Annotated in this window: 12 protein-coding genes and 1 riboswitch; all 12 genes read left to right on the top strand. The window is 57.1% G+C overall.

The annotated features are described in order from the left end of the window. Window positions 1–283 precede the first annotated feature (283 nt). Window positions 284–1660 carry a sodium:alanine symporter family protein gene (locus GX108_01950; protein NLO55809.1) on the top strand — a complete coding sequence of 459 codons (1377 nt, stop codon included), beginning with the start codon at window positions 284–286 and terminating at the stop codon, window positions 1658–1660. Window positions 1661–1752: 92 nt separating this feature from the next. Continuing rightward, window positions 1753–2868, top strand: coding sequence for an alanine racemase (gene alr, locus GX108_01945; GenBank protein ID NLO55808.1), 1116 nt, complete (start codon window positions 1753–1755; stop codon window positions 2866–2868). Between the two features lie 160 nt (window positions 2869–3028). Further along, complete coding sequence (locus GX108_01940; protein ID NLO55807.1) at window positions 3029–4972, top strand: transketolase; 1944 nt, start codon at window positions 3029–3031, stop codon at window positions 4970–4972. A gap of 14 nt (window positions 4973–4986) precedes the next feature. Further along, window positions 4987–5619 carry a MotA/TolQ/ExbB proton channel family protein gene (locus tag GX108_01935; protein ID NLO55806.1) on the top strand — a complete coding sequence of 211 codons (633 nt, stop codon included), beginning with the start codon at window positions 4987–4989 and terminating at the stop codon, window positions 5617–5619. Continuing rightward, window positions 5600–6484 (top strand): ABC transporter substrate-binding protein, encoded by an 885-nt coding sequence (locus GX108_01930; GenBank protein NLO55805.1) that lies wholly within the window; start codon window positions 5600–5602, stop codon window positions 6482–6484. Before GX108_01935 ends, GX108_01930 begins: the two co-directional genes overlap by 20 nt. Further along, complete coding sequence (locus GX108_01925) at window positions 6481–6876, top strand: biopolymer transporter ExbD (GenBank protein ID NLO55804.1); 396 nt, start codon at window positions 6481–6483, stop codon at window positions 6874–6876. Before GX108_01930 ends, GX108_01925 begins: the two co-directional genes overlap by 4 nt. After that, window positions 6873–7496, top strand: a complete 624-nt coding sequence (locus GX108_01920; protein ID NLO55803.1) for an energy transducer TonB — start codon at window positions 6873–6875, stop codon at window positions 7494–7496. Before GX108_01925 ends, GX108_01920 begins: the two co-directional genes overlap by 4 nt. Before the next feature lie 82 nt (window positions 7497–7578). Then, window positions 7579–7742, top strand: a riboswitch (cobalamin riboswitch). Window positions 7743–7835: 93 nt separating this feature from the next. After that, window positions 7836–9689 carry a TonB-dependent receptor gene (locus GX108_01915; GenBank protein NLO55802.1) on the top strand — a complete coding sequence of 618 codons (1854 nt, stop codon included), beginning with the start codon at window positions 7836–7838 and terminating at the stop codon, window positions 9687–9689. A gap of 145 nt (window positions 9690–9834) precedes the next feature. After that, the gene (locus tag GX108_01910; protein NLO55801.1) at window positions 9835–10650 is read left to right on the top strand and encodes a tRNA (adenine-N1)-methyltransferase; all 816 of its coding nucleotides are present in this window, start codon (window positions 9835–9837) and stop codon (window positions 10648–10650) included. Continuing rightward, window positions 10641–11198 carry an epoxyqueuosine reductase QueH gene (locus GX108_01905; protein NLO55800.1) on the top strand — a complete coding sequence of 186 codons (558 nt, stop codon included), beginning with the start codon at window positions 10641–10643 and terminating at the stop codon, window positions 11196–11198. Before GX108_01910 ends, GX108_01905 begins: the two co-directional genes overlap by 10 nt. A 7-nt stretch (window positions 11199–11205) precedes the next feature. Then, window positions 11206–12192, top strand: a complete 987-nt coding sequence (locus GX108_01900) for a hydrogenase expression protein (protein NLO55799.1) — start codon at window positions 11206–11208, stop codon at window positions 12190–12192. Between the two features lie 32 nt (window positions 12193–12224). Then, a partial coding sequence (locus GX108_01895) for an aminopeptidase P family protein (protein ID NLO55798.1) occupies window positions 12225–12787 on the top strand: 563 nt, incomplete at its 3' end.

The raw sequence follows: 12787 nt of genomic DNA, 5'->3' as shown, positions 1-12787 counted from the left end.
GCACGGGACCGGTTGTGAAGGTTCCAGCCAGGGTCATCGAGGAAGCCGAGAAAATCCTCAAGAGTGAGGGTTTCCTTTAGTTTGAAAGGACAGTTCGTGAAAACAAGAGCAGCCCTTTATGGTATAATTTCACCCGGGGATTTAATCTAATCGTTCCTGTATGACAACTGAGATGGAAGAAAGGGGAGGTGGGACAGGCTCGGAGAAATTGCGCAGCTGAAAGGACAAATTGATCCCGGAATTTTTGAACAGCAGGACAGAGAAGAAGGAGGGATTGATTGTTATGGAAGGCTTGATGGCTATTAATAATGTCGTCAACGGTATAGTTTGGGGTCCCCCTATGCTCGCACTGCTCGTTGGTACCGGCATCTATCTTACTATCGTCCTCGGCTTCCCTCAGATAAGGTACTTCGTGTTCATGTTCAAGGAAGTTCTTGGCAACATAGGCAAGAAATCGGGAGTGGAAGGCACTATTACGCCCTTCGCGGCCTTATCGGTCGCGCTCGCTTCCACGGTGGGTTCAGGCAACATCGCGGGTGCTGCCACCGCCATCCACCTCGGTGGGCCCGGAGCGCTTTTCTGGATGTGGATTACGGCCATCTTCGGGATGGCCACCAAGATGACTGAGGCTGCTCTCGCCGTCAGGTTTCGTGAGAAGGACGAAGGCGGAAACTGGCGCGGCGGCACAATGCACGTCCTGGAGAAAGCCACGGGACAGAAATGGCTGGCCTGGCTCTTCGCCTTTTTCACCACCTTCGCGGCTTTCGGAATTGGTAACGCTACCCAGGCCAACTCCACCGCCCAGGCGCTTGAACTGGGTTTCGGAGTGCCCTGCTGGATTTCCGGCATCGTCATCGTTGTGCTTGTGGCCCTCGTCATAGTCGGAGGGGTCAAGAGGATCTCCGATGTGACCACCTACCTGGTTCCCTTCATGGCCATTTTCTACATTGTGGGCGGTGGGGTGGTCATCTTGTTGAACGCCAATCTGATCCCCTTCGCCATAAACCAGGCTATCTGCTACGCTTTCAATGATCCCATGGCAATTCCCGGGGCCATCGCCGGATGGTCGGTCAAGCAGGCCCTCACCAAGGGCGTCGCTCGCGGGGTCTTCTCGAACGAAGCCGGTCTCGGCTCCGCCCCGATGGTTCACGCCACTGCCATCACGGATCATCCCGTGAGACAAGGCGCTTACGGCCTCTTCGAGGTGTTTGTGGACACCATAGTCATCTGCTCCATCACCGGCATCAGCATCATCGCCACCGGTACCCTCACGTCGAGGCCCGACCTCACCGGTGCCCAGCTCACCCTGACCGCCTTCCAGTCGGTCCTGGGGACGCCGGGCTTGTGGGTTTTATCCCTCGGTCTGGCCATGTTCGCCTTCTCGACCATACTTGGATGGTACTGGTATGGTGAAACCGGCGCCGTCTATATCTTCGGCCTGAAGATCACCCCGGTTTACAAGTTCCTCTGGATCGCGGTGTGCCTGGTCGGCGCCATCGGTGGCGGCGGACAGTTCCTCACAAACCTTTGGGACCTGTCGGACACCATGAACGGGCTCATGGCAGCCCCCAACCTTATCGCGCTCCTTTGGGTTTCCAACGAGATGCGCAAGATGGTCAAGGATTTCGATGCTAAACGCAAGAGCGGGGAGCTGAAATAGCGTTTTCCTTTCAAGGCTGAAATTGGTTTTCGGCTTAAAAAGGGGGCCGGGGATTCCCCGCCCCCCTTCCCTTTTGAAAGGAGGGCATACCCTTGTCCCTTAGACCTACCAGGATGGAGGTCAACCTGGAGAATCTCGCCTTAAATTTCAGGTCCATTTCGGGATCCCTGGATAAGGGCTGTAGCCTCATGGCGGTCGTAAAGGCCAACGGCTATGGCCTAGGCGCAAGGCGGGTCGCCAAGGTCTTTCAGGAGGCGGGGTGTCAGCGTTTCGCCGTGGCCACGCCCGATGAGGCAGTGGAATTAAGAGAAAATGGAATCAGCGAACCGCTGCTCGTTATGGGTCCTTCATCGCGGGACGCGGCCGAAGCCTTCGTGGCCATGGATATTACCGCTGCCTGTACGGACTTGTCCTTCGCCGAGGCAATGAGCAGGGCTGCGGTAACCCAGGGCAAGACGGCGCGCCTGCACCTGAAGGTTGACACCGGCATGGGAAGGATAGGCTTTCTCCCGGGGGACATCCCTGAGACCGTCGATAGAATCCTTCATTTCCCCGGGATCGACCTCGAAGGTATTTTCACCCATTTCGCCTGCGCCGATGAAAGGAACCCCGAGTACACCCATATCCAGTTTGGAAGGTTCGGAGAGGCTCTGGACGCCTTGCGCTCCAGGGATGTCAGGTTCAGAATCAGGCATGTTTGCAACAGCGCTGGCACTGTGAATTTCCCCGAAATGCACCTCGACGCGGTGAGGCCCGGGCTCATCCTGTATGGAATGTGGCCTTCCCGGTATTGCAAGAGGGGTGTCGAGATCAAGCCCGTCTTCGAGGTGAAGACCGCGGTGGCCGCCGTCAGGGAGCTGCCTGCCTTCAGCGGCATCGGCTACGGCCTCCGATACATGACCAGGGGGACGGAACAGGTGGCCATTCTACCGATCGGCTACCACGATGGTTACACGAGACCTCTCTCGATGAAGGCCTCGGTCCTCATCAGGGGCGAAAGGGCACCTATAGTAGGCAGCATCTGCATGGATCAGACCATGGTCGATGTGACCCACATTCCCGGGGTCATCCCCGGCGACGAGGTGGTCCTCGTGGGTAGCCAGGGGCATGAATCCGTTACACCGGAGGAAATCGCCTCGCTGCTTGGCACGATCAACTATGAAATTTCAAGCCTCTTCGGACCGAGAGTCCCAAGGGCGTACATCTGAAGGGTCGCAATGACCTTTCCCGGCACTGGTGAGCTAAAATCCCGCGGCGACCGCGTGGTCGCCGTTTTTTTTTTATCTTTGGTCGTTGGAGGTATAATCCTGGATGAGTCGCGAAGGGTAGCTTCGTTCATTTTTTGAATATTACGGGGAGGTTTGCCTTATGAGAGGCCTGAAAAGCGTCTTCGGAGGGTTCCCGGTGAAATCTCTCGAAGATGAGGAAGTAGACCTGATAAAGGAAGCCGCGCGAGAGAGCCGGGCCTGGGCTGTGACCATGACTTCGGCGGCAAAGAGCGGTCACCCCGCCGGTTCTCTTTCGAGCATGGAGATGTACCTAGTGGTCTACGGCGCGGCCGATATTACCCCGGAAAACTTCCCGGGCCTTGAAAGGGATTTCGTAATTATAAGCCACGGACATACCTCCCCGGGAGCCTATGCCGCCCTTGCCAGGTATGGTTTCATATCCCCCGAAAGCGCCATGGCTCACTTTCGCCAGGTTGGCAGTCCCTTCCAGGGGCACGTTGAAAGAGTTGTTCCAGGGATCGACTGGGGGAGCGGCAACCTTGGACAAGGTCTCTCGGCCGGCGTCGGCTTCGCCCTTGCCATAAGGGCCAGGGGCAGGCAGGACCATGTCTATGTGCTGATGAGCGATGGAGAACAGGTCAAGGGACAGGTGGCGGAGGCCAGGAGGATCGCATCCCATCATCGATTGGCGGGAATAACGGCCCTGGTGGACTACAACGATATCCAGATCTCCGGCCGGACTGGGGACATAATGGAGTCGGACATTCCCGGCCTCTGGAGGGTCGACGGGTGGAGTGTCATAGAGTGCGACGGGCACGATCCCAGGGCCCTTTACAAAGCTCTCATCGATGCCAGGGCCGATGACCGGCCGACGGTGATTATCTGCCACACCGTGATGGGCAAAGGCGTGTCCTTCATGGAGGGGGTCCCCGATTATCATGGCAAGGCGGCCTCGGGAGATCTCTACGTGAAGGCCATGGAGGAACTCGGCGCGTCACCGGTGCTTCTCGACGAAGCCCTCAAGGGGCGGTCCACCGGCGTCTTCGATCCTCCGTCAAGGCCGACATCGATAGCGCCGTCAATAGTGACCGGTGTTCCCAGGAGTTATGGTCCCGACGACCGGACCGACAACAGGTCCGGCTTCGGCCAGGCCCTTGAAGATGTGGGCAGGCTCAACTACAAGTCCCCTGGCTGTGACCCCCTACTTGTATTCGACTGCGACCTCGCTGGTTCCGTCAAGGTGGAGGGATTCGCAAAAGCCTGCCCGGAATGGTTCATCGAAGCCGGAGTCCAGGAGCATTCCACCGCTACCGTCGCCGGCGCGGCTTCCATCTGCGGGGTTACAAGCCTGTGGGCCGACTTCGGTGTCTTCGGCTTGGGGGAGGTCTATAACCAGCAGAGGTTGAACGACATAAACCGCTCTAACTTGAAACTCGCCCTGACCCACGTCGGCCTGGATGTCGGAGAGGATGGCGAAACCCACCAGTGCATCGACTACATCGGCCTCTTGAGAAACCTGTTTGGGTGGCGGCTCCTCGTTCCCGCCGATCCCAACCAGGCGGACAGGATGACCCGCTGGGCCCTTTCCAAACCGGGGAACATCTGCATAGCCATGGGGCGGAGCAAGGTCCCGGTGGTGACCGATGATGAGGGAAATCCCTTTTTCGCGGGCGACTATGTCTTTCGATACGGTGCGGTGGACCTGCTCAGAACGGGCAAGGACGCGGCCATTATCACCATGGGGCACATGGCCGTGAGAGCTTTGAGGGCGCGTGAAATCTTGAGGGACCAGGGTTTCGATGTATCGGTCTATTACGTTGGATGCCCACTGCACATGGACACTCCCTCGATCGTCGAAGCCGCCCGTACCGGGAGGATAGTGACCTACGAAGATCACCATGCTTCCACGGGCCTGGGATCGATCGTGGCCTCCCTATTGCTTAGAACCGGCAGCGGCTGTCCTCTTCGGACCCTTGGCGTTACGAGGTACGGGGATTCGGGGGCTTCTTCAGAAGTCCTATCCGCCATGGGCCTGGATCCTGAAAACCTTGCCGCCGCCGTAAGAAATCTAATCGTCCAGTAGGATAGAGCATAGCCATGGAACTTATGGACCTGGGCGGACCCGTAATGTGGATAATCCTGGTGCTCTCCGTATTAGGAGGGACCATCGTTCTGGAGAGATTCTGGTTCATCTTCAGAGCCTCCACCGATGCGCCGTCGCTTGAACTCGCCCTGGGAGAGTTGATATACCACGGAAAGAAGGAAGAAGCCTCGAGCCTGGTCAGGAGCAGGGACAGTTCTCTTCATCGACTCTTCAGGGTGGCCGTGGACCATTGGGGAGTGGGGCACGAAGCCATGCAGGTCCTGATGGAACAGGAGGTAAGGCGCGAAATATTCCGATGGGAAAGGGGCCTTGGATTCCTGGCCACCCTAGCCCGGGTAGCGCCCCTCCTGGGGCTCCTGGGGACCGTCATAGGCATGATAGACGTTTTCAGAAACCTTCCGGGCTTGATGGGGTCCAACATGGCAGCCCTGGCCGGCGGAATCTGGGAGGCGCTCCTCACTACCGTGGCCGGACTCTCCGTGGCCGTGCCGCTGATACTGTTTCATGCTTTTTTCTCCGCGCGCCTCGAAAGGGCCGAGGAGATGCTTTGGCGAGGGGTGGACTTCATGGTCCGCGAAAAGGTGTTGAGATCAGGATCCGCGACGAATGAAGACCAGGATCCTTAAGCTCTGCTTCTTTCTTTTCCTGCTCTTTTTCCTGTTCTGTTCGCCTGGCCCGGCGTCGGCAGATTCCTTCCGTTCCGCGGAGAGGGTAGTGTCGCTGGCACCCTCGATCACCGAGAGTCTCTTCGCCATCGGAGCGGGGGATAAAGTGGTCGGGGTCACCGATCACGATGTCTCACCGGAAGAGGTAAAAGCCCTGCCTTCGGTGGGAGGCTACTTCGATCCCTCCCTGGAAAAGATCCTCTCCCTTTCCCCGGACCTGGTGATCGGCATAGCCACCTTCCATGGCAAACTGCTGGAAAGGCTTCAGTCCCTTGGCGTGGATACGCTGCCCCTGACGATCCACAGGGGTCTGGACGGGGTCAGGGCCGGCATAATAAGCCTCGGCTCCAGGCTGGGGTTGGAAAAGGAGGCCGGAGAGGTCCTGGGAAACATAGAGCGGGGTCTCGAGGACGTCAGGGAAGAAGTCATCCAGACCTTTCCCAAGGGGTCGCCGTCACTGCTTGTCGTCGTTTGGCACGATCCTCTCACGGTTGCGGGAGGCGTCAACTACATCGACGACATAATGAGGATCATAGGTATTCCCAATGCAGCGTCGGATATTCGTTATACCTTTCCCCAGGTTGACCCGGAGGGGATCGTCGCAAGAAATCCCGGTATTATACTGGTCCCCGGAACGGAAAGGGGGATGTCCGTCACGCCGGAGTCGCTCCTTGAGACCTTGAAAGATTTTCCCATCGCCGCGGTCAGGCAGAAGAAAGTGGTCTCCGTTTCGGCGGACCTTCTCTTCCATCCGGGGCCAAGGGTGGTGGAGGTCGCTCGAAGCCTGCTTGAGGCCGCCCGGAGCTTCCGGGGAGGAAACCCGTGAGACGCACAAGGGTGAGGCGGAGCCTTCCGGAGGTCGAACTGACCTCCCTTGTGGACGTCCTGTTCATGCTCATCATCTTCTTTGTACTGACGGCCGTCTTTTCTGAACCCATCCTTCCAGTGAACCTCCCTGGCGGCATGGGAGAGCAGGTTTCGGGGGAATCTTTTACGATCTCCATCGACAGGGGAGGAGACCTTTTTGTGGGCGACAGGAAGTTGACCAGGGAACAGGCGATCGAAAGGGCTTTGAACTCCTTCAGCGAAGGGAGGAGGATCATTCTCGCCGCCGACAGGGAGGTTCCCTACGGCATGGTCGTTTCCTTCCTTGACGCCCTGAGAAAGGCGGGCGTCGGTTCGGCGGGACTTCTTGTGGATTCGGGCGTCGAACGATGAAAAAGTGGGCGCCCTTTCTCGCGGTCAGCCTTTCCTTTCACGCTCTTCTCCTGGGTATGCCGCCCGTTTCACCCCCTGCCGGGGCCCCCGGGCCCATCATGATTGTTCTCGACCTGGAAACTTGGGTTCCACCCACTGCGATTTTCCAGCCCGAAATCCTGGAACAGTACCCCGCCCCGGTGGCCGCTCCACCACCTCCTTCAAAAGAACCCAAGGCAGCCAGGAATCCGCGACAGGAACAACCCTCGGAAATCCCTCTCTCGGCGGCAAAGGAAAGCGCCGCCCCGGAGGAACGGGTCGGATCCGTTCCTGCCTTCGGCGAGAACCCGCCTCGGGAAGGTGATCCAAGTGATGGGCGACCCCGGGTGGCGGTGGCTTCCGACGTCATAGCCAGGGTTTCACCCATCTATCCCCTGGCTAGCAGGCGAAGGGGGGAGGAGGGCGAGGTGCGCCTGTTGGTGAGACTGGGACCTGGTGGGGCCGTCCTCTCCGTGGAAGTAATGGGATCCAGCGGTTATCCCTCCTTGGACGCCTCCGCCCTGGCGGCGGTCAAGAAGTGGGGGTTCTCGCCCCGCACGCCCAAAGAATTGATCGTGCCGGTAATATTCCGCCTGGAGTAGCCGCCGCCGGAACCCACGACAAAAGTCGTTCCTTGTCCTTTGACTTGTCTTTCCTCTTGTTATATTCTTAACCCTGTTAGATCCTATGGAAAATCCCTTCGGTGACGGGAATCCGGTGAGATTCCGGAGCGGCCCCGCCACTGTAACCGGGACGAAACCGCATGTTTTGCCACTGGCTTTTGCCGGGAAGGCGCGGGAGTAGAATGAACGGGAGCCAGGAGACCAGCCGGGGGGAGGAGATCATGTGTCATGCGCGGGCGTGGCACGACAGAGAATCGTCCCTCGAGGGCGGCCTGGCGTGTCAGGCCGCCCTAATAATTTATCGGGAGGGACGGCTTGATGAGAAGAGTACTGGCAACAGCAGTGGTTTGCATCGCGGTCGTATCAGGGGTGTTTATAGATTGCAGAAGTGCCCGGGCGGAAATTGCCTCCGTTGAACCGGAGATCGTCACGGGGAGCAGGATATATACTAAGCTCTCCGAGATACCGGCACCGACCTACGTGATAACAGCCGAGGAGATCGACCAAAGCGGCGCCACCGACCTGGGAGCCCTTCTGGATCAAAGGATTCCGGGTATTTTCCTGAAAAAGAAGACCGGGGTTTCGCAGCAATCCGAGGTGACCATAAGAGGGATTATCACCGAGATACTTGTGCTTGTTGATGGCATCCCCTACTACAGGTCTTCTCATCTCGCCGATGGTGCCACCGTCGATTTCAGGTCTTTCCCATTGGAGAATATCGAAAGGGTCGAGGTAGTGAAGGGCGGAGGCTCGGCCCTTTACGGTTCCATGGCTGCTGGCGGTGTTATCAACATCATAACGAAGAAGCCGGAAAAGTCGGGCGGAAGGGTTGTCGCCGAGGGAGGATCCAATGGCTGGCGGAGGTATTATGTTTCAGGCAATGCCGGGGAAGAAGGGATCGTTGCCAATACCTGGTACGAGCGGTTGGAGGAGGGGAAGAGAAGGCTTTTTTTCTATGAGGAACCTGAAGATACATACTTTTCCCATTTCTACAGGGGTGACACTTTCGGATTGAATATTGCCGGTGACAGGTGGATCATCCAAGTTGTTACCAGTGATTACAGTTATTCTTTCAATAATGAATTCGGCCTGAACGAGGAAAAGAAGCGGGTCAACAGAATCTCCATGAGGCATGATTGGAATGATTGGTACTTTCTGGCAGGGTACCACAAGCAGGATTATGATTTTCCCCTCGTTGAAGGAAGGTTTTACAAGGATTCTGCGATATCAGCTGAGATAGGGGGTCGAATGGTCCTGGGGGAAGCTCTTGCCGCTTGGGGTTTGTTCTTCCGTTATGAAGACACGGATTTCTCAGATGGCTGGGGGGACTCGGTAACTTCTAAAAACAGGAACAATCTGGCTCCCTTTATGGAGGTGTCATACCCGGTCGGAGATTGGGTGGCCAACCTTGGCCTGAGGTACGAGATTTGGAGGCAGGAGTCCAACGATCACGATGAGCTGATCCCCAAGATCAGTATACAGAGGCAGTTTGTAAACGGAAATATCTTCTACCTTGCTGCATCGAGGGTTTTTGCGATGCCCAGTTTTTACGAACTATTTATAGAAAGCTCTTCTTCCTATGGGAACCCAGACCTCGAACCAGAGAGAGGATGGAGTTATGAAGTTGGTTACAAGAATCCTGGTCCTGAACCCTGGTCGATCGGCCTTTTCTTCGTTTCCCTTAAGGACAAGATCAAATATGATGATAATTGGCCCGGGACCTGGTTTAACTTGGCAGATTTCAGATCCTATGGTATCGAGTTCTCCAGACAATGGATCCTGGGACCCTGCTGGTCAATGATGGTCAATGGTACCTGGCAATACCCGGAGGAAAAAAAGAGCCCCAACTCTTCTTGGATAAGGAGTTACGGCGTTCCTGAGTGGGAAATAGGCCTGGCCGTCAAGTACGTCCAAGCCCCCTGGACAGTAACTCTTTCTTTGAATTGGATGGCTAACCAGGCTGGTTTCTTCTCCTCTCCCTGGTCCAACTATGATTGGGATGCAGGCGATCACTTGCTTGTCAACCTTGATCTTTCCTGGGATTCCGGAGACGATACCATCAGGTTGCACCTTGTGAACCTCTTCAACGAAAATTACACCTACAGGTCGGGAAACAGCTTCTACTATGGTCCTGAGCGAGGTTTCCGGCTTTCATGGGAGAGGCGTTTCTAGGTTGATTCCGAAAAAAGCTGTATCGAGAACGGGGGTGCAAGGAGTGCTCCCGTTTTTTTATGCCTTACGCCTGATGTACAATACACTTCGGCGAAAGGGGCACCTAAGAGCACCCGATGCTTCACTGATGCCGGGGAGAGAGAATATGGAAGAGTTCATCAGGGCCGGCGATCTGGTCTTCATCTGGGCACCGCCCAAGGGTGACAGTTTCATTATCAAGGTGACGCCCGGCGGCAGGCAGGATACGCGCCTGGGTCAAATGCTGCATGACGATCTCCTCGGGAAGCCCTTCGGTAGCTGGGCCTATACCAACATGGGCAAACCCTTCTGCCTTCTCCGTCCCAATATTCAGGAGTACAGCCGAAGGGTCAGGAGGATGACCCAGATACTATACCCGAAGGATACGGGGTTCATCCTGATGTCTTTGAACATCTTCCCCGGAGCGCTGGTCGTCGAGGGTGGCACCGGTTCGGGAAGCCTGACCTCGGTCCTGGCCCAATTCGTCGGTGATGAAGGTAGGGTCGTCTCCTACGAGAAAAAAGAGGAGTATTCGCTGCTGGCCCGGCGCAACTGCGAGAAGTGGGGCGTCGCTCACCGCGTGGATTTCAAGATCAGGGATATCGCCGATGGTTTCGACGAGTGCGAAGCCGACGCGCTTTTCCTGGATGTCCCCAACCCCTGGGATTACCTCGGCAGGGCAAAGGAAGCCCTTGCCCCGGGGAACAGGTTGGGCATCCTGGTCCCGACGATGAACCAGGTTGGAAAAGTCTTGGATGGCCTCGGGGAAAACTTTTTCTTCGACATCCAGGTATCGGAGATACTCCTCAGGTATTACAAGACCGACAGCAGGAGGATCCGCCCCGAGGACAGAATGATAGGCCATACAGGATACCTGGTGTTCGCCTCGAACGTTATCGGTCCCCCTGCTCTCAATGGTGATGGAGGCGATGAATCCTATTGACCCATGATATCCTGCTGCATATATGCTGCGCCCCCGACGCGACCGTCCCCTGGCAAAGCCTTGTCGAAGAAGGTCATAGGGTGGTGGGTTTCTTTTATTCGTCCAATATCCACCCCTTCTCCGAGTTCAAAAGAAGGGCGCGGGATGTGGAAACTCTATCCCGGGTTCTGGGGAGCGGTTGCATTTTCGGGCCCTATGAACCACCGCGGTGGCTGGAAGCGGTGACACGCCACCTCCTGGTCCCCGAGGGCGGCGATAGATGCTCTCTCTGCTTCAAGGTACAATTGTCGGCCGCCGCAGCCCTGGCCTTTTCCCTGGGGATAGGTTCGTTATCGACCACCCTTACGATAAGCCCTCACAAGGATGTCGCTGTCATAGACAGAATCGGCGGCGAGGTGTGCCGGGAGTACGGTTTGCAATGGATCTTCCGTGTGTGGAGGAAAAAAGGGGGATTCCAACTCTCCGTTGAAAGAAGCAGCCGTTTGCGGTTTTACAGGCAACGTTACTGCGGCTGTATCATGAGCATCAGGGATGAAGGATCGGAGTGATGCGAAGATGGGAAGCAGGGCATCCGTTTCGGGAAAACTGGCGCCGGAGATACTGGAGAAAGCCGTCCTGGCCTACGGCGGGGCCGAACGGGATGAGGTTCTTATAGGACCCGCTGTCGGTGAGGATGCGGCCGTCATCCGGTGGCCTGCCGACAGGTACCTGGTGGTCGCCTCGGACCCAATTGTCGGTGCCGACAGGGGAGCCGGAAGGCTCCTGGTCGTCGTCAATTCCAACGACATAGCCTCGAAAGGAGGCGACCCGGCCTTCTTGATCTCCACCCTGATCTTCCCCACGGGGTCGACGCCGGGACAGATCACTTCCCTGGTGGAAGAGATCCACGAAGCATGTCTGGAAGCGGGAATCGCGGTGATAGGAGGGCACACGGAAATAAATGACAGGTACGATCACCCTGTGATCTGCGCGACCATGATGGGGATGGCGGAAAAGGTCCTCACCGCGCGGGACATAAAACCTGGCGACGCGGTGGTCATGACCAAGCATGTCGGCATAGAGGGGATGTGCATCCTGGCCAATGACCGCAGGGGATTGCTCCGCCGATGCCTGTCCGACCAAGAGATCGATGGTATTCTCCAATGGTCAGACCTGATGAGCGTGCTCCCGGAATCCAGGATCCTGAGGAAGTGGGCCCTATTCATGCATGACCCCACCGAGGGGGGATTCCTCGGTGGCCTGGGGGAAATCGCACGCCTGAGCGGCCTGGGAGTCTCCCTGGACAGGGAGGCGGTCAGCATTGACCGGCTGACCCTTTCCTGCTCGGAATGCCTCGGATTTGACCCCTTGAGGTTGATCTCCTCGGGCGTCCTGGTGGCGGTGATCCCCCGAAAATTCCTTGATGAAGCCCTTGAAGCCCTGGAAGCTTCGGGGATCGCCTGCTCGGTGATTGGAGAGATGGTCCAGGGGGAAGGCGACGTCCCCATCGAGACGAGAGAGGAACTCTGGGCGCTCCTGGCTGACGGAAGGCCTCTCAATTGAAAGGCCCGACCCAGGGGCATTTTCAAGGGAGGTTGGTATCCCTGCGGCAACTCATGAAGTCCAGGGGCGCCGACGCCGCCGTAGCCCTGGTCCGGGAGGGATACAACTGGGAAACCTGCTTCCATCTCTCCGGTTTCCGGGGTTCGAGCTGCGCCCTGATTATTCTCGCCGATGACGCCCTCTTGGTGACCGATGGGAGATACTTGGAACAGGCTTCAGGGCAGACAACCCTCACCGTCGTGGATCAGGGACGCGGCTCCATAATAGAAGCCCTGGAAAAAGAATTATCAGCCAGGCCCGAGATCGGCAGTCTCGGCTTCCAGGCGCGGCGGGTCACCTGTGATTTATACGATGGCCTTAAGGGACTCGGGAGGGAACTGATCGACCTGACTTCCGAGTTTTCTTCCATCAGGAGGAAGAAGGACCTCGAAGAAGCTCATACCATAGAGGAAGCGGCCCGGATAGCGTCGGCTGCCTTCAAGGACACCCTTTCGTCTTTCCTTTCGGGTATGACGGAGAGAGTTTTCGCGGCCAGGATGGAGTACGAGATGCGCCTGAAAGGGGCCGAGGGCGGCTGGGGTGGACAGGATTTTAT

The sequence above is a fragment of the Thermovirga sp. genome (assembly GCA_012523215.1).
Taxonomy (GTDB): Bacteria; Synergistota; Synergistia; order Synergistales; family Thermovirgaceae; genus 58-81.
The sequence above is the reverse complement of the archived record's forward strand: the minus strand, read 5'-3'. Positions and strand labels throughout refer to the sequence as shown.

Excerpts from the sequence above, each read along its gene's own strand:
- GX108_01930 (NLO55805.1), top strand. The coding sequence starts at position 5,600 with ATGAAGACCAGGATCCTTAAGCTCTGCTTCTTTCTTTTCCTGCTCTTT.
- GX108_01915 (NLO55802.1), top strand. The coding sequence starts at position 7,836 with ATGAGAAGAGTACTGGCAACAGCAGTGGTTTGCATCGCGGTCGTATCA.
- GX108_01900 (NLO55799.1), top strand. The coding sequence starts at position 11,206 with ATGGGAAGCAGGGCATCCGTTTCGGGAAAACTGGCGCCGGAGATACTG.
- GX108_01950 (NLO55809.1), top strand. The coding sequence starts at position 284 with ATGGAAGGCTTGATGGCTATTAATAATGTCGTCAACGGTATAGTTTGG.
- GX108_01940 (NLO55807.1), top strand. The coding sequence starts at position 3,029 with ATGAGAGGCCTGAAAAGCGTCTTCGGAGGGTTCCCGGTGAAATCTCTC.
- GX108_01920 (NLO55803.1), top strand. The coding sequence starts at position 6,873 with ATGAAAAAGTGGGCGCCCTTTCTCGCGGTCAGCCTTTCCTTTCACGCT.
- GX108_01910 (NLO55801.1), top strand. The coding sequence starts at position 9,835 with ATGGAAGAGTTCATCAGGGCCGGCGATCTGGTCTTCATCTGGGCACCG.
- GX108_01935 (NLO55806.1), top strand. The coding sequence starts at position 4,987 with ATGGAACTTATGGACCTGGGCGGACCCGTAATGTGGATAATCCTGGTG.